This is a genomic window from Corynebacterium sp. HMSC036E10 (assembly GCF_001836265.1).
GTDB lineage: Bacteria > Actinomycetota > Actinomycetes > Mycobacteriales > Mycobacteriaceae > Corynebacterium > Corynebacterium coyleae.
The window spans coordinates 109,039-131,600 of sequence record NZ_KV827992.1; the positions used below are offsets into that span (position 1 = coordinate 109,039).

Genomic DNA, 22,562 nt, shown 5'->3' on the forward strand with positions numbered 1-22,562 from the left:
GCGCCGTGACCAGGTTTAACTCCACCGATCATCTCAATCCGGAGGCGATTGCCGCCTATGTGGACGGCGAGTTGTCCAAGGCTGCCACCGTGCGCGCCGAGCGGCACCTGCGGTTGTGTGGGGAGTGTTGTGAGGAAGTTCAGGCGCAGCGGGGGACGTCGCAGCGTCTGCAGGTGTGTAATTCCTCCGACATGCACGCCCCGGCGTCGCTTGTGGAGCGACTGGCGATGCTTTGCGACGAAGACGTGACCGACACCCCCGAAACCCCCAAGGGGATCCGGAGCCGAGTGGAGTCTGCGATTCGCTCGCTGACGCACCGTGAGTAAGGTGAGTTAGGTGTTTTCTAGCATCGGTTGGGGCGAGATTTTCTTCATCCTGATCATCGGGTTGATCGTGATCGGGCCCGAACGCCTGCCTTCTGTCGTCGAGGATGTGCGCGCCGCGATCTATGCGGCCAAGAAAGCGATCAACAACGCCAAGGCGGAACTCAACGGCGAGCTGGGGGAGTTCGAGGAGTTTAAGAAGCCGATCGATACTGTCTCGCGCTATGCGGCGATGGGGCCGAAGCGTGCGATGGCGAAGGTGTTGTTCGAAGACGACGACCCCAGCGAGCCTCCAGCGCCGAAGACACCACCACAGGCGCCGCCGCAACAACAAATGCGCCCCGAGCCGCGCGGTACGCAGCCGGAGCGCAAAGGCTTTTCCTGGGAGGACGTTATTTAACCTGCGGGTTCAGGCTCTTGCCTGCCAGTGAGTTCGGGCGCACCTTTAGCTTGTCGACGATCTCAAGCACCGCCTTGGCCGCCGGCGACTCCGGGTCGGAGATGACAACCGGGGTGCCGGTATCGCCGTGCTCGCGAAGCTTCGGGTCCAGGGGTACGGAGCCGAGCAGCTTCACATCCGAGTCGGTCAGCTGGGTCAGGCGCTCGGCGACGTGCTCGCCCCCGCCCTCGCCGAAGATGTTGAGTACCGTGCCGTCCGGCATGGTCATGCCCGACATGTTTTCGATCACGCCGGCGATCTTCTGATCAGTCTGCTGCGCGATCGTGCCGGCGCGCTCCGCGACTTCGGCTGCCGCAGCCTGCGGGGTGGTGATGATCAGCAGCTCCGCGTTCGGCACCAACTGCGCGACGGTGATTGCCACGTCACCCGTTCCCGGGGGCAGGTCCATGAACAGCACGTCCAGATCACCCCAGTAGACGTCGCCCAAGAACTGCTGGATCGCACGGGTAAGCATCGGGCCACGCCACACGACAGGGGCGTTGCCTTCCACGAATTGTCCCACCGAGATGTGGCGCACGCCGTGGGCGATAGGGGGCATGATCATTTCGTCGACAAGCGTGGGGCCCTGCTCTTCAGAACCCATCAGCCCCGGCACGGAGTGGCCGTAGATATCAGCATCCACAATGCCCACCGTCAGGCCCTGGGCTGCCATCGCGGTAGCCAGGTTGACCGTCATCGACGACTTACCCACACCACCTTTGCCGGAAGCCACCGCGATAACGCGCGTGCGCGTATCCGGATCCGCGAACGGGATAGCCGGGCCGGTCTGCTCGCCACGAAGTTTCTGAGCAAGCGCACGGCGCTGCTCGTCGCTCATCGTGTGCAGCGTGATGCTCACGTCGCCCACGCCGTCGAGCTCCTCGACTACAGCGCGCACATTCGACTCGATGGTGTCGCGCATCGGGCAGCCCGCGATCGTGAGATAAATACCGACCGCAACATCGTTGCCGTCGATGGTGACCGATTCCACCATGTCGAGCTCCGTGATCGGTTTGCCGATCTCCGGATCCTCAACGCGCGAAAGCGCCTCGTGGACATCGCTTTCCAAAATCTGATGTTCAGTAGCCATTGCCACCGAATTATACGGCCGTTCCTGGGTGATTTTGGAATCCCGATACACTACGCAACATGACTCAACCCATGAACCCGTCGTTGAACAAGGCTCTCGGCGCAACAGAAGTGCCTACCGGCTGGCCAGTCGGCAGCTTCACCACCTACGCCGAGGCGCAACGCGCAGTGGACAACCTGTCCGACAGGGAATTTCCTGTAGAGAAACTTTCCATCGTCGGCGTAGACCTGATGCAGGTAGAGAAAATCACCGGCCGACTCACCTGGCCGAAGGTACTGGGCACCGGCGCACTGTCTGGTCTGTGGATGGGCCTGTTCTTCGGCCTGCTGCTCTCCCTGATCTCTGTTCCGGGCGCTGGCCTGAGCATGTTCGTGTGGGCCATTGTCATCGGTGCGATCTTCGGCGCTGTGGCCTCCGCAGTGGCGTATGCATTTACCGGCGGCAAGCGCGACTTCGCGTCTGCAACCACCATCGTGGCTGGCCGCTACGACGTGCTGTGTGAGCCGGATGCTGCACCGCAGGCCCGCGACATGATCGCACAAGCAGGCGGTCGCACTCCCGCCTCTGAAAACGTCATCGGCGAGTAACCGACCATGAAGGCACACCACCAGTTTGTTGCAGCCGCAGCCCTGTGCACGGCCGCGGTTGCGCTCTCTAGTTGCGCGTCGGAGGACAACATCTACACTCAGGCGCGGCCGGAGAAGGCCGATATCGCCATCGCCATCGACGGCGCCTCCAACGAACAAGTCGTACTTGGGGAGATCTACAGCCGCGTACTTAAGGGCCAAGGCCGGCCGACGAGCGTGACCTCAGTGACGGGGCTGGATGACGCGCCGACGCTTGAGGTGTTGCGTGAGCAGCCGATTGACTTCGTCGTCACGTGCACTGGGCGTCTGCTCGAAGAGTCGGACCCTAAGGCCGCCAAGGAGCTAGCGGGCGGCGATGTGACCGATGGCGCATATACTGACGAGGTCTATGGGGCCGCTGTCGCCGCCATGCCGGGGGATATGCGCACCGTCGACCCGTCACCCGCCCAAGCGTGCGGAGAGAGCGAACTGTCGCAAAACGTCATCCCGGTGTTCCATAAAGGCACCTTCGACCGCGGTGAGATCAACCGCCTGAACTTCATCACCCGCGTGCTGTCCACTGACCGTCTCGAGGAGATGGCGGAAGAAGTGGACAAGGGTGCCACGGTGGAGGATGCGATTGCGGAGTGGATGATCGAATACGCCCACATCGACGTCCACCACGACGCCCCGGCAGACCCAGAGGATGTGATCGACCCGGACTCTGCGTCCAAATAACCGAATAACAAAAACTCCGGCCCGGCTTTTCACAAGCCGGGTCGGAGTTTTTAGGTGTGCAGGTTAGTCAGCGAATGCTTCCTCAAGCAGCTGCTTTTCTTCCTGCTGGTGCACCTTGGCCACACCGGTTGCGGTGGTGGACTGTGCACGACGGGACACGCGGACCATCTCCGGCATGTCCGGGATCAGGGTGCGCAGGTGCTCGTTGTAGAACGGCCATGCGCCCTGGTTTGCCGGCTCGTCCTGCACCCAGCGGATCTCCTTGGCGTTCGGGTAGTTCTTGAACGCATCCGACAGGCGGTTGAACGGGATCGGGTGGAGCATCTCCACGCGGACGATCGCAATGTCGTCGCGGCCATCCTTCTGACGCTTCTTGTCCAGCTCCCAGTAGATCTTGCCGGAGCACAGCATGATGGTCTTCACCTTGTCGGTGAAGCCGATCTTCTTGTTGCCGCGCTCGACGAAGTTCGGGTCGTCGATGACGGACTGGAAGCGGTTGACCTCGGTGAAATCAGACGGCTGGGACACTGCAGCCTTGTTGCGCAGCATGGACTTCGGGGTGAAGACGACCAGCGGACGCTTCATCTCGCCGAGAGCCTGACGGCGCAGCAGGTGGAAGTGGTTAGCCGGGGTGGACGGCTGCGCGATGGTCATGGAGCCTTCCGCGACGAGCTGCAGGTAGCGCTCGATACGAGCAGACGAGTGGTCCGGACCCTGACCCTCGTAGCCGTGCGGCAGCAGGGAGATCAGGGAGGACACTTCGCCCCACTTGGTCTCGGAGGAGGACAGGTACTCGTCGATAATCGTCTGGGCGCCGTTGGCAAAGTCGCCGAACTGTGCTTCCCAAGCGACAACCGCGTCCTTGTTGCCAAGGGTGTAGCCGTACTCGAAGCCCATGCCTGCGTACTCGGTCAGTGCGGAGTTGTAGACCTGGAACTGGCCGCCGTTGCCGGCTTCCTGCGCGTTGTGGTCGAGCGGGTTGAACGGCTCGGCGTTGTCCGGGTTGTACAGCACAGCGTGACGCTGGGTGAAGGTACCGCGCTGGCAGTCCTCACCGGCGAGGCGGACAAACTTGCCCTGCTCAGCCAGGGAACCGAAGGCGAGCAGTTCGCCCCAGCCCCAGTCGATGTCGCCGTCGGTGAACGAGCCGCCGCGCTTGGACAGGACGGACTTCAGACGCTTGTTCGGGGTGAAGTCCTCCGGCAGGTTGGCGTACGCGTCTGCGAGGCGCTTGAACTGCTCTTCGGAGATGTTCGTGTCCAGGCCGCGGGTGAGCTTCTGGGAATCGGTGATACCGGTCTGCTCGCTCGGCTGGCCCTTCTCGGACTTCACGTCGGTGAAGACCGCGTCGAGCTGGTCGTGGAAGTCCTGTGCCGCCTTCTCTGCGTCTTCCTGGGTGATGTCGCCACGACCGATGAGGTCCTGGGTGTAGCGGGTACGCACCGACGGGTGGTTGTTGATGCGCTCGTACATGACCGGCTGGGTCACGGTCGGGTCATCAGCCTCGTTGTGGCCGCGCAGGCGGTAGCAGATGAGGTCGATGAAGACGTCCTTGCCAAACTCGCGGCGGTACTCGGTAGCGAGCTGAGCAACCCATGCGGCTGCCTCCGGGTCGTCGCCGTTGACGTGGAACACCGGGCAGTCGAAGCCCTTGGCCAGGTCGGTGGCGTAGTAGGAGGAACGGCCGGAATCCGGGGTGGTGGTGAAGCCGATCTGGTTGTTCACCACGATGTGGATGGTGCCGCCGACGGTGTAGCCCGGCAGGCGAGACAGGTTCAGGGTCTCCTGGACGATACCCAGGCCGGTGAACGATGCGTCGCCGTGGAGCATAAGCGGAACCACCGGGTGGTCTTCGCGGCCCTTGGTGGCCTTGATCTGGTCTTCCTTGGCGCGCGCCATACCGACGAGCACCGGGTCGACTGCCTCAAGGTGGGACGGGTTCGCAGCCAGGGAGACCTTGATCTCGCCGTCGCCGAACATCTGGATGTGCTCGCCCTCGAAGCCGAGGTGGTACTTCACGTCGCCGGAGCCACCTTGCTGGGCTGCGCGCATGTTGCCTTCGAACTCGTTGAAGATCGTTGCAACCGGCTTGCCCACGATGTTGAACAGGACGTTCAGGCGGCCACGGTGCGGCATGCCGATGACAACCTCTTCCAGGCCCTGGCCTGCAGCGGTGTCGATGATGGCGTCCATCAGCGGGATGAGGGTCTCTGCGCCCTCAAGGGAGAAGCGCTTCTGGCCGAGGTACTTCGTCTGCAGGAAGTTCTCAAAGGCCTCAGCGGCGTTGAGCTTCTGCAGGATGTACTTCTGCTCTGCACCGGTCGGCTTGGGCATGCCAGCCTCGACGCGGTCGCGCAGCCATTCGCGCTCGTCGCGGTCCAAGATGTGGGAGTACTCGGAGCCGACCTTCAAGGTGTAGGAGGAGCGCAGGCGCGCCATAACCTCGCGCAGCGTCATCTGCTCCTTGCCGCCGAAGCCACCGACGTGGAAGGTGCGGTCCAGGTCCCACAGGGTCAGGCCGTGGGTCTCCATGAGCAGGTCACGCGAATCCGGCTTCGCCAGACCAGGCTGGTGCCAATGCAGCGGGTTGGTGTCTGCGATGAGGTGGCCGCGGGAGCGGTATGCCTCGATGAGCTGCATGACACGGGTGTCCTTGTTAATGCCCGTGTTCGGAAGATCCTGTGCCCAGCGAAGCGGGGAGTACGGGATCTGCATGGACTGGAAGATTTCGTCCCAGAACTTGTCGTCGATAAGCAGCTGCGAAATGTCGCGCAGGAACTCGCCGGACTCTGCACCCTGGATGACGCGGTGGTCGTAGGTGGAGGTCAGCGTGACCAGCTTGCCAACGCCGAGCTCAGCGAGGCGGTCCTCGGACGCGCCGGCGAACTCTGCCGGGTAGTCCATAGCGCCAACGCCGACGATGGTGCCCTGGCCCTTGGTCAGGCGCGGGATGGAGTGGCGGGTGCCGATGCCGCCTGGGTTGGTGAGCTGGATGGTGACACCGGAGAAGTCATCCATGGTCAGCTTGCCGTCGCGTGCACGAGCGACGATGTCCTCGTATGCGTCAACGAACTCGGAGAAGGACTTCTTCTCGCACTCCTTGATCGCAGCGACGACGAGGGAGCGGGAACCGTTCTTGCCCGGAAGGTCGATAGCCAGGCCGAGGTTGACGTTCTCTGGCTGGATGGCGAAGGACTTGTTGCCGTCCTCCTTGTAGTTCTTGTTCATGTCCGGGTGCAGCTTCGTCGCCAGGACGATGGCGTAGCCCAGGATGTGGGTGAAGGAGACCTTGCCGCCACGGGTGCGCTTGAGATGGTCGTTAATCAGCGCGCGGTTCTCAAACATGAGCTTGACCGGCATGTCTCGCACGGTCGTCGCCGTCGGCACCTCGAGCGACTCGTTCATGTTCTTCGCAATCGCACGGAATGCGCCCTTGAGCTGGAACTCGCCCGGCTCGACCTCGACCTGTGCGATCTTGTCCAGCGGGGAGGCCTTCGGCTTCGGCAGGGTGCGCTGCGGGCGGTTAGAGACCTTTGCTGCGGCCTCGTCGACCTTGGTCTCGCGACCATCCTGCGAAGGTGCGCCGGTGGAACGGGCAACCTTCGGGTCGGTCTTCGCCTGGCTTGCACCTGCCTGGGAAGGGGTGACGTTGGACGTGCCATTGGCGGTCTTCGGTGCACCCTTTTTCTCAAACAGTTCACGCCATTCGGCGTCGACCGAGTTCGGGTCGTCCTTGTACTGCTGGAACATCTCGTCAACCAGCCAGCTGTTCTGGCCGAACGTGTTTTCGCTGCTCACGGCAGGTTCTCGCCTTCCTTCTGTTTTGATTTCGCGGAACGTTTCTTTGACTGTAATCGTCCGCGCTGATATGGCGCGAACTTGGGTTGTTCCTGTCCACGGGGTTTCCGTCTTTCACCCCCGTTAGCGGTTGGCAGCCCACATTTGGGCATACCTACCGCCGGCGGTGAGGAGGTCCTCGTGGCAACCGTCCTCAATGATACGTCCTTCGTCGATGACGAGTATTCGGTCGGCCCGCGCAGCGGTTGCGAGGCGGTGTGCGACGACCACTGACGTGCGCCCCAAGGTTGCGCGGTCGGCGGCGTCGAGTACCGCGCGTTCGGTTGCGGGATCAAGGGTGGCGGTGGCTTCGTCGAGAAGCAGCACGGCAGGGGAGAGCATCTCCGCGCGTGCGAGCGCGATGATCTGGCGTTGCCCGGAACTCAAGCCTCGGCCGCGTTCACCGACGCGCGCGTTGAAGCCGCCGGGGATCGTATCGACGACACCGAGCGCGCCAATGCGGTTCACCGCCGCCTCGATCTCCTCTGGGGTCGCGCCCGGCGCGCCGTAGGCGATGTTGTCCGCGACGGTGCCGGGGAACAGGTAGGACTCCTGCGGGACCTGGGCGAGTGCGCGGCGCCAATCTGCAAGCGGGAACTCCGCGATGTTTGTGCCGGAGGCGCGCACCTCACCGGAAGTGGGGTCGTAGAACCGGGCGAGCAGTTTGACCACGGTGGATTTGCCTGCGCCGGTAGGGCCGACGAGTGCCACGGTGGTACCTGGCTCGATGGTCAGGTCCATGTGGTCGATCACGGGGGAGGCGTCTGTATCGGTGGAGACTGAGTAGGAGAAGGTGGTGTCGTCGAAAAGCAATTGCCCACTTGCGGCCTTGTGGGCGCCGGGGTTGGTGCCAGTGTCGGGGACGGTGGTGCGCTGGGCGAGCAGTGCGCGGATGCGGTCGAAGCTGACGGTGGCTTGCTGCCAGGAGTCGAAGATTTGGCCAAGCTGCTGGATGGGGCCGTAGAGCTGGCCGAGGTACATGGTGAATGCGACGAGCACACCGACGGACAGCGATCCGTCGGCGATGCGTCCCGCACCAAAGCCGACGATGACGGCGGTCATGGTTTGGGAGATGAAGTGCATGCCGGGGAAGTACAGCGCGACCAGGGTGACGGAGCGCATGCGCAGGCGGCGGTATTCGTCGCTTAGGGCCGTGAAGTGTGCTTCAAAGTGGGGCTGCGCGCGGTGGGTTTGGGTGGTGCGGATGCCGCCGATGAGTTCCGCGAACTCGCCGTTGACCGTGGAGATCTGTTCGCGTGAGGCCTGGTAGTAGCGCTTGGAGAAGACTCTGAACGCCCAGGTAGCGACGACAATCACCGGGACGGCGGTCAGCGCGATGAGGGTGAGTTCGCCGTCTGTGGCAACGAGCATAACGATCACGCCCACGAGCGAGCCAACGGCGACAATCGCCTGGGCAAGCCCGGTTTGTAGGAAGCTCGACAAGGTGTCGATGTCCGTGGTCATGCGCGTCATAATCTTGCCGGACAGTCGCGATTCGAAGTAACTCAACCCCAGTTGCTGCAGGTGCGCGTAGGAGCGCAGGCGCAGCCCGTAGAGGAGGCGTTCGCCGGAGCGCGACGACAAAACAGTCATGAGTGCATCCGAGGCCCAGGCGATCGCGACCACACCGAGCGCAATGAGCCCCGCGTTGATCAGGTTCTCCTGGTTACTTGGGGTAATGCCGCGGTCCACGGCGGCGCGCACGATGGTGGGGAAGGCCAAGTCCGCCAGCACGCCCACAATCAGCAGGGCGACGGTGCCAGCGATGAGCCAGCGCACGGCCTTGAACATGTCGCGGATGTGGAATTCGCTCGACGGGGTGCGCAGGCGGGTCAGTGTCTGCTCGGCCAGATCCGGCAGTTCGCGCGCTTCCGGGAGGCGCTCCACACGCGCGAGCAGTTCCGGGGTGGCGTTGATGGTGGAGGCGCGCCCGCTCGTCGGCACGATCACGCGCTCCTGCGGTTCGGTGTCCACTTCGGGCCACAGGTCGCCAATCTCCTCGTACAGCGTCTCGGACTCGGGGTCCATGGAGGCGCGATACTCGTCGGTTGCCATGACCTCGTCGCGGGGCCCTTGCTTGACGACGACCCCACCGCGCACCACCGCTACCCGATCCGCATGATCCACCGTGGACTGGCGGTGTGCCACGGTCAGCACCGCAATATCACTCAGTGCGTCGCGCAGGTTAGCCAAGATGTGGGCTTCGTTGATGGAGTCGATGGCGCTGGTGGCGTCGTCAAGCACGAGCACCTCAGGGCGTGACATGAGCGCGCGAGCAAGCGCGATGCGCTGGCGCTGACCACCGGAAAGGGTGAGACCGCGCTCACCGACTTGGGTGTCGTAGCTGTCGGGGAGGCGCTCGATGAACTCGTCTGCCAGGGCGAGACGTGCCGCCTCGCGCACCGCGGCATCAAGTTCGTCCGGCGACATGTTATCGGCAGCCCCCATGGCGATGTTGTCGCGCACGGAGGAAGAGAAAAGGAAGGCGTCGTCGAAAACACAGACCACATTGCCACCGGTGACCGTGCCCGTATCCGGGGTATAGAACCCGCCTGCTAGTTGCACCGCCATGGTTTTACCCGCGCCGGGCGGGCCGACCATTGCAACGGTCTCGCCCGGCGCGACCGAAAGGGTGAAGCCGTTTAAGACGTTGTGGCCGCCGGTCGAAAAGTGCACGTCGCTAAAGTGCAGGCCGGGTTCGGCAGGCAAGTTTTCGGTGGAATTCACGGTGGAACTCGCGGTGGACTCTTCAGGTGCGAGTGCCAGCACATCCGCGAGCCTGTCGAAGGAGCTCATGCCCATCTGCATGCGGACGTACTGGTTGGTCAGCATGGAAAGGGTGGACGTCATCGTGGTCAGGTACGCGGTGAATGCGACGAACTGGCCGATGGAGATCCTTCCGTGGATGGCGAGCATGCCGCCGGCGATGATGGTGACCACCAGCGCCACCTTGGGCAGTTGGGAGAGCATCGGCTGGAAGCGTGCGGTGAGTTTCGCCGCCCGCATTTTTACCGCGTAAAGGTGGCGGCCAAGGTTGTCGAGCTGGTCGATCTCGCGCTGTTCCTGCCCGAACGCCTTGACCACACGCACGCCGGAGACGGTTTGTTCGACGTGCTCTGCAAGTTCTGCGGTGGCGTGCTGGTTGACCCACGTTGCTGCGTAGAGCGTTTTGCGCGACCGGTTGGCCTCCCAAAGGAGCACAGGCAACAGTGCCAGCGACATCGCGGTCAGTGCGACGTCCATGCTCAGCATGACGATCAAGGTGGCTACCAGTTGCACGATGCGTGTGAGCATCATCGCCAGAGTGTCCAGCACCGTCTGGTACATGTTCAGATCCGAGATCGAGCGCGAGACAATCTGGCCTGTCACGATCTTGTCCTGTCCCGGCCCGTCCAGGCGGTGCAGTGTGCGCAGGATCTTGGTGCGCAACCAGTGTTGCGAGGTCGTGGCAAGGCGACCGGAGGTGGTGCGCCGGATGATGCTTAGGACGTAGGTGGCCGCTGCGACTGCCACCATCAGCCACGCCACGCGGGCAACGGAACCGTCCGCATTCCCGGTGGCAATATCAATCGCTTGGCCAGTAAGAGCGGGCTCGGCCACGCGGGTGAGCGCCGCCAAGATGGCAGCGGCGAACGCGACGGCGGCAGGCGCGCGGTTCGCCTTGAGCGATTGGGTAAGAAGTGGGCTAGTGGTCCTCATGTTCCTTGTCGTCGCTGTCCTTCCCGCTACTGTCCTTACCGTCGCGGAAGATCTTCAAAATCCATGCAGCGAATTCCTTCGGGTTGAAGCCCCCCTTGATGCGACCGGTCTCATCGGCCGTGTCTTCGGGCTCGAGCGGGGTGGCAAACTGCAGCGGCACCGGGCCGAGGGCCTGCTGAATGTTATCGATGATGTTGCCGGCCAGCTTGCGGTTCACCGTCGTACCGGCAATCGCACCCAGGCCGAGCGGCAGCATCTTGCCCAGCCAGGCGCGACGCATGGAACGACGCAGCGAACGCATAGCCATGCGCTGCAGCACGTTGTTGGTCTCATTGAGCGTCGGGCCAGAAAAGCGCGACAGGGTGGCCTTGCCAGGCAGCTTGCGGGAGTTTTCGCCGAGCAGCGTATCCACGATTGCCAGGCCCTTCGTACCCATCAGCGTGGTCAGCACGATGGCGCGGCGGTGCTCGGGGTCGGAGATGTCGTCGCCACGCAAATATGCCGATGACATGGCGTAAAATGCCGCGAGATCCAGAAAGAGGGCGGACTCGCCGGCCACAGCAGCAGCACCTGTGAACAGGCCAACGCCTGGTACTGCCGCAGCGGCACCCACACCGGCACCGGTGCCCGTGACGGTGTTTTTCAGATGCTTATCCATAATCGCCTGGATCTGTGCCGGCGACTTATCCGGGTTGTCGCGGCGCAACCAATCTACATATCCGCGGATCACAGAGGTCTGCAGTCGCACGGCCTTGTCCACCGCGCCGATGAAAACACGACCGAGTTTGCCCGCGTCCTTTTCCAGCTGCGCTGAATTTTCCTGCAGCGCGACCTTGATTTCCTTGCGGAGCTCCGTCTCGTCGATCTGCGTTGATTTCTTCTTACCGAACACGTTTATCCTCCTGCCGTGAACTGGCGATGGGTAATTGGTACAGCATAGAACGACTTCATATCCCGGGAAGACCGGGCGGAAACGCTCTAGGCTTGAACGCATGAATGCGCGCCGCCAACCAGTCGTACAGACAACGGCCGGAGCCGTGCGCGGTCAAGTCGACCCGCACACCGGAATGCGCACCTGGCGTGGCGTGCCATTCGGCGCCAACACCGCTGGTACTCACCGGTTCCGCGAACCGAAACCCGTCCAACCCTGGCCTGGGGTGCGCGACTGCACACGCTTCGGCCCACCCGCCATGCAAGGCACCTTCGGCATCCGTGGCACGGTGCTTGGTTCGGAGGACTGCCTCAACTTAGACATCGTCAGGCCCGACACTGATGAGGTCTTGCCTGTCGTTGTCTGTTTCCACGGCGGCACTTTTGTCACCGGCGCCAGCCACGAAAAAGTCCTCCAAGGTCATCGCCTCACCGCCGCGACGAACATTGTCTACGTCTCCTTAAACTTCCGCCTCGGCGTGCTCGGCTACCTCGATGTGCGATCGCTTGGCGACGACTGCGTGGCCAACCCCGCTATCCGCGACCAGATCCTCGCCCTGCGGTGGATCCGGGACAACATCGCAGCCTTCGGCGGCGACCCAGATGCTGTGACCATCATGGGCGAATCGGCAGGCGGTGCTGCCGTGCTGCATCTCATGTGCGCACCCGATGCCCGCGGCCTGTTCCACCGCGCAATCGCGCAGTCCCCGCCACCGGCCAGCGTCCACTCGAGGCGCCAAGCCGCCAGGTGGGTCCAAGCCCTCATCAGGAAACTCGGGCTCGCACCAGACACCACCCTTGACCAGCTGCGCGACATCCCCGCAGAAACCCTCGTGCGCGCCGGGCAATCACTGATGTTTAACAGCAAGGAAGCGCTGCAATTCAACATCAGCTTCATGCCCACCCTGGACAGTGCCAGCCTGCCCCAACACCCCATTGACACGTTCAACGCCGGCGAGCAAGCCCGCGTGCCACTGATCGTGGGAACCAACTCCGACGAAGCCAGTTTCACCAAAGCCATCTACCAAACCTCCCGCCAGCGCCAACGTGCTGCGCGCCGGGCGTTGAACGTGTTTGACCCGGACAATGCGCTGGATGTCATCGAGGCGTACGACGATGTCGGCGCACGCGGCGATTTTGCGGAGTTGATGGCAGACGCCGTGTTCTGGGCCCCGAGTGTCATCCTGGCCACCGCGCACCGCATGGTTGCGCCGACCTATATGTATCGGTTCGCCTACGCATCTGCCGCGATGCGCAAGTTGGGCCTCGGCGCGATTCACGCAGCTGACCTTGTGGCGGTCTATGGCGATCCCTTTGCCACAGTGACCTCCAAACTGGATCGCTTCGGGCCGCGGGACACGTTCCAAGAGGTCAGCCGGCTCATGCAGTACCACTGGGGCGAGTTCTTCCACACCGGCACACCTGGTCCGGAGTGGCCCAGCTACGGGTTTAAGCGTGGCGACGACCCGGGGCGTGCGACTGCGGTGTTTGAATACGGCATGCGTGTGGAATACGACCCGAAAGCCGAACAACGCACCGCGTGGGAGTCGTTTGACATGCGCGAGTGGGGAATTAGCCGGACGGATTTATGACATCCGCGATGATAATTCCAGGCACGCGCCAGCGAACGTGGCTAGGCTGAAGCCAGTCTGAAGGTCAATGCGGAAGGAACCCACTGTCATGAGCTTTTTCGAGGACATCGCGGCCGCGTTGGACCGCGACGGTATTGAGTCGCGCGTAGGCGGGGACACGATGTTTGTCCCCATGTCTGCGGCGTTGGAATTGCAGTTTGTGGAAATTGATCCGCACCTGCCGGCAGCGAACGTGTACATCGCCGCGGCTGACGTGGACGAGGACGACGATGAGTTTGAGGCCGTCTTAGTTGCTGTGGTGTTCTCCGTGGAGGCAGCGGTGGCTGCTGTTGCTGAGCACATGGCGACCGACCAGGTGGTAACCGTGCTGCGCGACCTGCTGGAAAGCACGGACGAGCGCATTGGGGATCTCGAGTTCTTCCAGGACCACGTCAACCCGCAGCAGGTGCGCGCCGAAGTGGGCGCGAATGCCGAGTTGCAGGTCGTCGTCGAAGCCGTCAACGGCGTGCCGAGCGCCACAGTGACCTTCGTTGCACTCCCGGATGACTACGACGATGTCATCGAGGACGCCGAGGGCGAGTTGTGGGAGTCCGACGGCGATGCGGAACTGTCTGAGGAGGACCGCGCACGTCTGTTTGACGTCATCCATGACGAGGCAGTTGCTGACGCTGAGAAGCTCGAGCTGGGCAGCTTCACCGACTTCGATCGCCTCTTTGACGTGCTGTCGCTCGCCGCCGACCAGGCAGAGGAATGGGAGGCGCAGCTGCTTCCAGTCGACGACGAGATTGACGAGCCGGACGTCTACGACATCTTCGGCCAAGACGACGAAGACTACGACGAGGACCGCGATGATGAGGATGATGAGGATCTCGACGACGAAGACTTCGACGAGGACGACGAGGACTAAGCCGCGCTGAGTCCTTCGAACATGGAGGAGGGCGACTCGATCGGGGTGAACGCCCCGTCGACGAGCCAGACGTAACTTGCTGCCTTCGCCCCCGGAATTTCGTGGACGGTGTGGGCAGCATCATCGGGGATGACCGCGCGCACCCAGGACTCGGCAAGCAACGTGTCCACGGGAACCCCCGCGGCATCGGTCACGCGCAGTTCGATCAAGTAGGCCGGAATGTGGCGCTGCCCGTATCCCTGAATACGAGCGCGGGCGCGCGGGCCAACACGCCGCCGCGTGACCGCCAACGACAGCGTCGGACCGTTGTCTATCCGGGGTAGCGATATCACCGGTGGCCGCCAGGTCGCAGCCGGGCGAGACAGCGAGCGTGGGTGGTGGATCATCGCGTTGATGGCGTGCAGCTTCTCGGGGAAGAGGTCTCGGATTTCAGCAGCCAGTGAATCGGCGCTGGCGTATGCATCGGCATCCACAGTGGGGGAGGTGCGGAACATGGACAGGGCATTCTTTGCGTTCAACTTCATGGCTCAAACACTAAAAGTGGCCCCGACACCACCCGGTACGTATTCGAACATATGGGCGATGCGGTTATTTGACGCGTTGTGTAACCTTGCTGTTTATGAGTGCGAATAAGGTGGTGAAACCGTCGATCCCCCGCACCATTTGGGTGCTCACGGGCGCCGCCTTCATTGTTGCGCTCGGGTACGGGTTAATCGCTCCGGTTCTCCCGCAGTTTGCGGGAAGTTTCAACGTATCCATGGCCGCAGCAGGTGCGGTCGTGTCTGTGTTTGCTCTTGCCAGGTTGCTTGGTGCGCCCGGCGCGGGTGTGTTGGTGGACAAACTGGGCTCGCGCCCGATCTACCTCACAGGCTTGAGCATTGTGGCTGTCTCCACGTTCTTCGTGGCGTTTGCCCAGGCGTATTGGCAGATTCTTGCGTTGCGGTTCATCGCGGGTTTCGGCTCGACGATGTTTACGTTGTCGGCGCAGGCGTTGATTGTGCGGGTGACGCATCCTTCGATCCGTGGCCGCGCGAACGCGTTGTACGCTTCGGCATTTCTTGTGGGCAATGTGTTCGGTCCGATCGTGGGCGCAGCGTTGTCGTATTTGGGATTCCGTATCCCGTTTGCCATTTATGGCGTGGGGGTCGCGGTTGCGGCCGGCCTCGTCGCGTGGCTTACTCAGCCGCGTCCAGGTGCGAAGGCGTTGCCGAAGGCGAAGCCCGCGATGCGGCTGCAGAGCGCCTGGCAGGTGCCCACCTACAGGGGATTGCTGGTCGCGGCGTTTACCAATGGGTTTGTGAACATGGGTGCGCGCGTGGCGGTGTTGCCGCTCTTTGCCGCCGCGGTGTTTGAGCAAGGCGGGGCAGCGGCTGGTTTCGCGCTTACGGCGTTCGCGCTCGGCATGGCGATCATGCTGCAGTTTTCCGGGCGTATGTCGGATCATTTTGGCAGGCGCCCGATGATCTTTGCGGGCATGGCAATGTCTGCGGTGTTTACGGCGGTGCTTGGCACGGCGACAAGTTTCTGGCCGCTCATGATCTGGTCGGTGCTGGCCGGCGTGGCTTCCGGCACGATGAGCCCGTCCATTCAGGCAGCGTTGGCGGACATCATTGGCAATGAACGCTCCGGCGGTAAGGTGTTGTCCACGTTCCAGATGACGCAGGATGCGGGCCAGATTTTCGCGCCTGTGGTTGTCGGCGCGATTGCGCAGACCGCAGGCTTTACTGCCGCGTTCGGCGTATGCGGTGCAATGTGTGCGGTGGCGGCTGTGGTGTGGCTGATCATCGGTAAGGAAACGATGGTGAAGGAGCCACGATGAGAGTAATTCTGGACTGCGACCCGGGTATCGACGACACCTTAGCCCTCATCTGGCTGACTGCGGCCACGCAGGCAGGCATCCATGAGCTTGAGTGCGTGACCACGACTGCCGGCAACGTCGACGCCGACCAGTGTGCCAAGAACGCCGCATGGATCCTGTCGTTGTGTGGTTTGCCGATTATCTCTCTCGCCGCTGGAGTACCGGCGCCGCTTGAGGTGGAACTGACCACTACGCCGGAAACCCACGGCGATACGGGGCTTGGCTATGCCACCGCGCCTGAGCGTCACGTCGAGCACGACTGGGAAGCACTGTGGATCGACGCGATTGAGCGCGGTACTGACGATCTGCACCTCATCGTCACCGGCCCCATGACCAACTTGGCGTTTTTCGCCCACGCCCACCCACAGCACTTCGCGCGCCTGAAGCACATCACGGTGATGGGGGGTGCGGTGAACTACCCGGGCAACACCACGCCGACGGCGGAGTGGAACTTCTGGGTTGATCCGCACGCCGCCGCCGACGTCTTCGACATGACACCGACTCCGATCACGTTGTGCTCACTTGGTGTGACGGAGAAGATGTTGCTTGAGCCTGAGCGGTTGGAGGGGGTCGTCGCAAAGCTAGGCGCGAGCCCGATTGCCCAGCACTTGGGTGACATTGTGCGGTTCTACTTCGAGTTCCACGAGGAGGTCGGGGAGGGCTACCGCGCGCAGATTCACGACTTGCTCACGGTGCTCATCGCGCTTGGTGCGGTGGACGTTGAGCATTGCTTGACGACGATCGCCGTCGAGGCCGATTCCGACCTCACCCGCGGCACCTCAGTGGCGGATCTGCGCGACATTTGGGAGCGCGAACCCAACGCGCGCCTGGTCACCGCTGCGGACATCGATGCCGCGTGGGAGTCCTTTGACTGGGCCTGCGAGATCCATGCACGCGTGGTGGCGGGTGATGCAAGTCTTATGGAACTGCGCCACCTCAAAGCGGACGACTAACTGCTACACTGCCTGATCTGGACGTTCCTGCCGAGGTGACATAGGCAGGGGCGCAATTGCTCATTTGCCCGTGAGAATTACGGAAAGATCCATGTCACACACCACTTCTCAAAACTCGCAGAAGGCGCAGTGGACCCCGCTGCGTCGCGTTCTCGTTGCCCTTGGCGCGCTGATTATCGCGGCGACCTGGCTCTACTTCGTTCTTGTCCGCCCCGCTGACTGGGATCAGGTCACAGGCTCCGGTCCTGGCATTACGTTGCTGGCGGGCTACGGCGTGGGCACCCTGCTGCTACTCGTGGCCATCGTCCCTGTGTTGCCGGCGCGCACGCTCGGGCTGATTCCGATTGCGATCATCATCAACTCCGTCATCGGCGAGATCGTCGGCTCGATTGGTCTGCCGCTGTACCTCGACTCCGTGGGCACCGTGCTGGTCGCAGCCCTGGCCGGCCCGGTTGCGGGCATGGCCACCGGCGCGCTGAACAACGTGGTGTGGGGTCTGGTCAACCCGGCTGCCTTGCCGTTTGCTGCGGGTGCGGCCTTGGTCGGCTGGCTCGCCGGTGTGTTCATCCACCGTTTCAACGCGTTCCGTAACCCTGGCACCGTGGTCGGCTTTGGCCTTGTGCTCGGCGTTGTTGGCGGCATGGTCGCAGCCCCTGTCGCTGCGTACGTCTACGGCGGCACCGCCGGCGTGGGCACCGGCGCACTGGTGAGCCTGTTCCGCGAAATGGGTGGGTCCCTGATCGCATCGGTAACCACCCAGGCGTTCATCTCTGACCCGGTGGATAAGCTCATTGTCCTGTTCATCGCCTACGCCACAGTGAAGGCGCTGCCGAAGCGCACCGTGGCTGCCTTCGCGCCACAAGAACCTGTCGCACCAGCATCGACACCTGAGGCGTAAAGCACTTCCGTGGCAGACCGTCTGAGTCCTTCAACCCGTGTGAACCCGTTGACCGCTTTGGCCATCGGGGCGTCGGGCTGGATTCTGGTGCTCGGGCTGAACCGGCCAGAAGTTTCACTCGCAGTGCTGGCCGCGGCAATGGTGCTGGGGACGTGGCGCACCCGCAACGTCGCGCTCATTGCGGCCACCGCGTTGCTTGCCGCCCCGGTTGCCGCATCCATGGTGCTCATCCACGCGCCCTACGGTGAGCATCGCATCGCGCCGCTGCTTACTAGCGACGGACTTGCCACAGCAGGGGAGTTAGCCGCACGCTTCACCGCACTGATTGCCAGCCTGCTCGCGGCCGTCGCATGGTCGCGCACCCCGGACCTGGCCAAGGCGCTGCAGGCAGCACCGGGTGGCAACCGGATCGGATACATCGCCGGCACGACACTGCAACTCGGCCCCCAAGGTGCACACCGCGCCCGGATCGTTCGCGACGCCAACCGGCTCAAAGGCGAGCGCATCACCGTAAAAACCGTGGTCCCGAACCTGATCATGCCGGTGCTTACAGAGTTGCTCACCCAAGCCGGTGCTCGCGGCCAAGCCTTAGAGACCGCAGGCTACGACCTCACCGGCCCTCGCACCGTGCTGCACCCTGTCCACGACAGCCGCATCCAGCGTGCCGCCCGCATCCTCATCCCGCTTGCGTGTTTGGGGGTCGTGCTGTGGATCTGACATTGCTCACCCAGACGCTCAACGAGCACCGCGCGGTGCAGGTGATCGGTAACTCTGGAGCAGGCCTGACCACCCTGGCAGCGCAAGTGCACCGCGAGTGGGATCACGCCGCCGTAGTTCAACAGGACGCCACCGCGCACGTGTCGTATCTTCGCGATACCGTCATCGAAGAAGTCGCTCTCGGCCTCGAGCAGCGCGGCATTCCCGCCGACGAGATGCGCAAGCGTTGCGAGCGCATCCTTCTCGCCGCAGGTCTGAGCGATCTCGCCGAGCGCAACCCAGCGCAGCTTTCCGGTGGCCAAACGCGACGCCTCGCCATCGCAGCCGTTGCGGTGCTCGAGCCGGGCATTGTGCTTCTCGACGACCCCTTCGCCGGCCTCGACCCAACCTCCTGCACCCGCATCACCGAACTGCTGGCTTCGCTGCCGTCGAAGGTGGTCATCCTGGGCACACGGCTTCGCAACATCGACTCGGCCGCACTCGGACTTGTCGGTGGCATCCTCCAGCCGAACGTCCCACCCAACCCGAATCTGCAGTTGCCTGACCGCGTCACAGCAACTGATGAACCGATCAACCTCGGCGAAGTCTCCGCAGCGCGCGGCGAAACATCCCGCAAGTGGTGGCAGTTCCGCACCACGTCAGAGCCATCGTTCACCGCCGGACCGGTGCAACTGACTGTGCGCCCCGGTGAGGCTATGTGGCTGCGTGGCGACAACGGCGCCGGCAAGACAACGCTCCTTCGCGCGATGGCTGGCCTCGACGACAACCCGGGCCTGGAACAGACTCGCGGCGTGACCGTGTCGCTGGCGTTGCAGCGCGCCGCAGACCAGCTCGCAGAATCCACCGTGGGTCGGTTCATCGGCAACGACGATGCCGTCGCTGCACTAGGCCTAGACCCAGACGCCCACCCGTTGGACCTGCCGTCAGCGCATTTCCGGCTCGCACAGCTTGCCCAGGTGTTTGCCCAGGGGCGTGACCTTGTGCTTCTCGACGAGCCCGACGTCGGCCTCGACATCCCCTCCCGCGAGCGTGCCCACGCCCTCATCGCAGCAGGCCTGGCACGCGGTCAGGCGGTGATCTTCACCTGCCACGACACCTGCTTCGCCGCGGAGGTGGGGGAGTATGCGGTGGTTACCCATTCAAAATTGGGTTAAAAACCCTAGTGATTATCTGTGATTACAGCACCGCAAAAGAAAAGAAATCCTTCTGTTCAATTCAACGTGCATTGAGAGCGGGATGAAGTAGAAGAGAATCCTGCTACTTCGGTGTTGTTGGCTCGTACATTCTCAGATAGTTTTCCAGCTCTTCTTCAACAACTGAAAGTGGCTCTGGTCGTTCTCGAAGGAGCTTCGCCCAGGACCTACCAGGATGAAGAGTGTCCCATCTTGGCCGCAACCCGTTTCTCCGACCTGAGCCAGGATCGTGGTTTCCGAAGCCGTCGATAAGCGAATTCCAGACCGGGTGATGCAGCCGAATAGCAATTATTTCGGCGAGCTGAACCCAAGTCGGAGCTACGACTAGATATCTCACCGAAAAATCATGAACATCGAGATTGTTCGCTGATTCAATGGACTTTCGATGATTCTGTATACGGTTGAATAATTTTGGACCGTCAAGAACGTTTTGTTGATCGGGATCTCCCTTTCGGTGGCTCTCTGCTTCGGCCTTCCCGATATAGATTGCCCACGTGCCGGGATTCTCTCTATTGGCCAGCGCAATTCGTTCGTACGCAGGGAAATCACCGGTGTAGTAGAGCGCATACACCCCAGCACCATGAAACCGCTTGATTTCAGTTAGTGGAACCACCGGTTGCTCATCAAGCGCTCTCGAGATGGATATGCCAAGGTTTTCGTAGGAAAGTGGATCAAATGCGGACATTAGACGACTGCCTTTACGAGAGGAAGGTCGGTGAATTTACGTTGTTTAATAGCTGTATCAAGCGCAAGATGTTCTGCTACTGACTCGGCAACTGCCCGTCCTAGTCTTACTGGAACAGCATTCCCTAACTGCCGCATAGCCTCGCCCCATGCACCGTGAAGGGCATACCCATCTGGGAAGGTCTGAATCCTTGCTGCTTCCCTAATGCTGAAGTAGCGAACCGATCCATCTGGAAACCGAATCATATTTTCGCCACCCGGAACCCCATGTGCTCCTGCTTTTAGCGCTTTAGATGGTTCGTCTATGTAACTCCCCGTATGGCCGGGGTAAACCCTAGCTCCAGGCTGGAATCGGTGATCAAGCCAGCCTGGAGTGCCGTCTTGACGAGGCTCGGGCATGGTTTCTAGCGCGTCTCGCACGGTAAGCCATGGCTTGAGATTCGGATTTCCCTTCCCGGGGCGCTGTAAAACAACTTGATCTCGTTGGGGTGTTTTGTGTCGCTCCCAGTATTCACCAGATATCTGGGTTTGCTGAAGGGCGGTTCCACTGTGCGTCGGTTCCGGAAAACTCCATCCGGTTTCTATATCGGATCTAAACCCAACCATAAACACGCGGTGTCGGTGCTGGGGGACTCCGTAGTCTGCTGCGTTAACGATGGTAGTCACCACATCGTACTCGAGATCTTGTGCGCCCCCAGTGTTGTCGACCTGCTTGAGACGTTTGTAATGCTCCAGCCAGGATTCTCCTTGACGTGCGCGGACCATCGGGTAGTTAAGCCTTAGCTTGATGAAGGAAAAATAATCGGTGAAAGCGGCGCGTGTAAGACCTTTAACGTTCTCTACGATGAAAGCTCGCGGCTTTAGGTCGGCAACTGCGGCTGTCATTGCAGGAAACATGTCTCGGGGGTCGTTGTCGGCTTTCGCTTTTCCTCCCATGGAAAAAGGCTGACAGGGTGGTCCTCCCGAGACTAAATCAATTTCGTGTTTGTTGAATTGATTCCAATTGATTGACCGTACATCGCCTTCTATCACTTCAAGGCCCTGAATGAGGGGGTAGCCGTCGGAGATATTATTGCGAAGGGTTGCAGTGGCCCATTTGTTCCACTCAGCAGCTGCCAAGTGGTGAAATCCTGCTAAGGACGACCCCAAAAGTAAGCCACCGCCACCTGCAAAAAGTTCTATGCTCTTCATGTTTCCTTAATTTACAAGTGGGGCCGATGCATTCCGCCTGAAAATAGAACAGATGATCGAATGCGGATTAGATTATGTTCTCGTGTCCTGAGTTCTAGATATAGACTGCCAGGTAGTCCACGACTAACAGTGGCCCCTCCAGAAACTGGTTTTGTTCCTCAGCGGTTGATGGTCCTTTGCGGCCTGCAGCTCTGCGCTGTTCGCGGCTCATAGGTATCCCGGATGCTGCATGCAATGAAAACCAACGTCCTTCTGGAATCTTCTTTCGGACTTTTGCCACAATTCGGGCCCTGTCATCGAAGCCATCTTTAGTACGAATATGGTCTTGCTGTAGGGTTCCCACGATTCGCCAGGCAGTGGCGTCGTCTTCTCCGATAAGGATCGGTTTCAAGTTAACGCCATCCATAAAATCCGCCATTTGGTTAAATTGTTCGGAATCTGGGAGATCGTTCTGTGGTGAGCCGAATATCTTGGTGAGTGGTGCGACCTTTGCAAGTGAACGTAAGCTGCCCGGAAGTTCGTTGTTAGCGAGGATCTCGCTAATTTCTGAGAGATAAACATCGCATTCCCACTCGATCATTTCTCCGGTGCGAATGTGTTGGAATGAGGTGTCCGGTTCGAGGATTTCGTTCCAGGAAGCTGCTTCGCAATTAGCTCGGCCGTACTTAATTAGTCGGTCAAGTTTCGCGGTGTCATGATCTCTAAATGAGCGGGTGTTTTCTCCGGTTTCAGCACGAGCCTTTTCACCGCTAATTACTTTTGCGTCGATTGAGCCACCGTTGTGGGAGGTTTTTGATTGCTTGTCGATAATGGACTCGGTTAGGCCATTTTCGATACCGGCGATGTAGTCATCTAATGCTTGTGTGTCTAGGTAGAAAGGGCGGATGAACAAATCAATATCTTTCAATCTGGCGTAAATGAGAATGTCAACACAGCATAGTTGGGTT

The 22,562-nt window shown here is 61.4% G+C and carries 19 protein-coding genes; 11 read left to right on the forward strand and 8 right to left on the reverse strand.

The features are described 5' to 3' along the window. The first annotated feature begins 5 nt into the window (after positions 1-5). Positions 6-326, forward strand: coding sequence for an anti-sigma factor family protein (locus HMPREF2736_RS12820; RefSeq protein WP_070453058.1), 321 nt, complete (start codon positions 6-8; stop codon positions 324-326). A 10-nt stretch (positions 327-336) separates the two neighbouring features. After that, a complete protein-coding gene (gene tatB / locus HMPREF2736_RS09870) occupies positions 337-723 on the forward strand; it encodes a Sec-independent protein translocase protein TatB (RefSeq protein ID WP_070829518.1) in 387 nt (128 codons plus the stop codon). Here the strand turns inward: tatB and HMPREF2736_RS09875 are convergent. Then, positions 716-1,852 (reverse strand): Mrp/NBP35 family ATP-binding protein, encoded by a 1,137-nt coding sequence (locus HMPREF2736_RS09875; RefSeq protein WP_070829519.1) that lies wholly within the window; start codon positions 1,850-1,852, stop codon positions 716-718. The genes tatB and HMPREF2736_RS09875 overlap by 8 nt on opposite strands. A 59-nt stretch (positions 1,853-1,911) precedes the next feature. On the opposite strand from HMPREF2736_RS09875, the gene HMPREF2736_RS09880 reads away from it, so the two are divergent. Together HMPREF2736_RS09880 and HMPREF2736_RS09885 are read left to right on the forward strand one after the other, a co-directional pair. Further along, entirely contained in the window at positions 1,912-2,439 is a 528-nt protein-coding gene (locus HMPREF2736_RS09880) for a YflT domain-containing protein (RefSeq protein WP_070829520.1), read from the forward strand. Between the two features lie 6 nt (positions 2,440-2,445). Next, positions 2,446-3,156, forward strand: coding sequence for a type 2 periplasmic-binding domain-containing protein (locus tag HMPREF2736_RS09885; protein WP_070829521.1), 711 nt, complete (start codon positions 2,446-2,448; stop codon positions 3,154-3,156). Between the two features lie 63 nt (positions 3,157-3,219). Here the strand turns inward: HMPREF2736_RS09885 and HMPREF2736_RS09890 are convergent, their stop codons facing one another. The 3 genes from HMPREF2736_RS09890 to HMPREF2736_RS09900 all read right to left on the reverse strand — a co-directional run bounded on the left by HMPREF2736_RS09890 (position 3,220) and on the right by HMPREF2736_RS09900 (position 11,584). Continuing rightward, positions 3,220-6,954 carry a multifunctional oxoglutarate decarboxylase/oxoglutarate dehydrogenase thiamine pyrophosphate-binding subunit/dihydrolipoyllysine-residue succinyltransferase subunit gene (locus tag HMPREF2736_RS09890; protein ID WP_070829522.1) on the reverse strand — a complete coding sequence of 1,245 codons (3,735 nt, stop codon included), beginning with the start codon at positions 6,952-6,954 and terminating at the stop codon, positions 3,220-3,222. A gap of 123 nt (positions 6,955-7,077) precedes the next feature. After that, positions 7,078-10,692, reverse strand: a complete 3,615-nt coding sequence (locus HMPREF2736_RS09895; protein ID WP_070829523.1) for an ABC transporter ATP-binding protein — start codon at positions 10,690-10,692, stop codon at positions 7,078-7,080. Further along, entirely contained in the window at positions 10,679-11,584 is a 906-nt protein-coding gene (locus HMPREF2736_RS09900; protein ID WP_070829524.1) for a hypothetical protein, read from the reverse strand. The genes HMPREF2736_RS09895 and HMPREF2736_RS09900 overlap by 14 nt, the downstream gene beginning before the upstream one ends. A 100-nt stretch (positions 11,585-11,684) precedes the next feature. Between HMPREF2736_RS09900 and HMPREF2736_RS09905 the strand changes: the two genes are divergently transcribed. Both HMPREF2736_RS09905 and HMPREF2736_RS12440 read left to right on the forward strand, forming a co-directional pair. Then, positions 11,685-13,214, forward strand: coding sequence for a carboxylesterase/lipase family protein (locus HMPREF2736_RS09905; RefSeq protein ID WP_070829525.1), 1,530 nt, complete (start codon positions 11,685-11,687; stop codon positions 13,212-13,214). Between the two features lie 88 nt (positions 13,215-13,302). Beyond that, positions 13,303-14,121: a hypothetical protein gene (locus HMPREF2736_RS12440; RefSeq protein ID WP_070829526.1), complete on the forward strand. Its 819-nt coding sequence runs from the start codon at positions 13,303-13,305 to the stop codon at positions 14,119-14,121. Here HMPREF2736_RS12440 and HMPREF2736_RS12445 read toward each other — a convergent pair. Continuing rightward, positions 14,118-14,645 carry a hypothetical protein gene (locus HMPREF2736_RS12445; RefSeq protein WP_168161869.1) on the reverse strand — a complete coding sequence of 176 codons (528 nt, stop codon included), beginning with the start codon at positions 14,643-14,645 and terminating at the stop codon, positions 14,118-14,120. The genes HMPREF2736_RS12440 and HMPREF2736_RS12445 overlap by 4 nt on opposite strands. A 95-nt stretch (positions 14,646-14,740) precedes the next feature. On the opposite strand from HMPREF2736_RS12445, the gene HMPREF2736_RS09920 reads away from it, so the two are divergent. The 5 genes from HMPREF2736_RS09920 (at position 14,741) to HMPREF2736_RS09940 (ending at position 19,701) form a co-directional block, all read left to right on the forward strand. After that, positions 14,741-15,940 carry an MFS transporter gene (locus tag HMPREF2736_RS09920; RefSeq protein ID WP_070829528.1) on the forward strand — a complete coding sequence of 400 codons (1,200 nt, stop codon included), beginning with the start codon at positions 14,741-14,743 and terminating at the stop codon, positions 15,938-15,940. Further along, complete coding sequence (locus HMPREF2736_RS09925) at positions 15,937-16,932, forward strand: nucleoside hydrolase (protein WP_070829530.1); 996 nt, start codon at positions 15,937-15,939, stop codon at positions 16,930-16,932. Before HMPREF2736_RS09920 ends, HMPREF2736_RS09925 begins: the two co-directional genes overlap by 4 nt. Before the next feature lie 91 nt (positions 16,933-17,023). Further along, positions 17,024-17,830 (forward strand): glycosyl transferase family 9, encoded by an 807-nt coding sequence (locus HMPREF2736_RS09930; protein WP_070421802.1) that lies wholly within the window; start codon positions 17,024-17,026, stop codon positions 17,828-17,830. 9 nt (positions 17,831-17,839) lie between these two features. Further along, complete coding sequence (locus tag HMPREF2736_RS09935; protein ID WP_246821233.1) at positions 17,840-18,547, forward strand: energy-coupling factor transporter transmembrane component T family protein; 708 nt, start codon at positions 17,840-17,842, stop codon at positions 18,545-18,547. Continuing rightward, positions 18,538-19,701, forward strand: a complete 1,164-nt coding sequence (locus HMPREF2736_RS09940; protein ID WP_168167634.1) for an ATP-binding cassette domain-containing protein — start codon at positions 18,538-18,540, stop codon at positions 19,699-19,701. Before HMPREF2736_RS09935 ends, HMPREF2736_RS09940 begins: the two co-directional genes overlap by 10 nt. Before the next feature lie 103 nt (positions 19,702-19,804). Here the strand turns inward: HMPREF2736_RS09940 and HMPREF2736_RS12050 are convergent, their stop codons facing one another. From HMPREF2736_RS12050 to HMPREF2736_RS09950, 3 genes are all read right to left on the reverse strand, one after another. Then, the gene (locus HMPREF2736_RS12050; protein ID WP_083308970.1) at positions 19,805-20,425 is read right to left on the reverse strand and encodes an Eco29kI family restriction endonuclease; all 621 of its coding nucleotides are present in this window, start codon (positions 20,423-20,425) and stop codon (positions 19,805-19,807) included. Then, positions 20,425-21,615 (reverse strand): DNA cytosine methyltransferase, encoded by a 1,191-nt coding sequence (locus HMPREF2736_RS09945; protein ID WP_070829532.1) that lies wholly within the window; start codon positions 21,613-21,615, stop codon positions 20,425-20,427. Before HMPREF2736_RS09945 ends, HMPREF2736_RS12050 begins: the two co-directional genes overlap by 1 nt. Positions 21,616-21,709: 94 nt before the next feature. After that, a complete protein-coding gene (locus tag HMPREF2736_RS09950) occupies positions 21,710-22,522 on the reverse strand; it encodes a DUF6414 family protein (RefSeq protein ID WP_141750685.1) in 813 nt (270 codons plus the stop codon). Between the last annotated feature and the right edge of the window lie 40 nt (positions 22,523-22,562).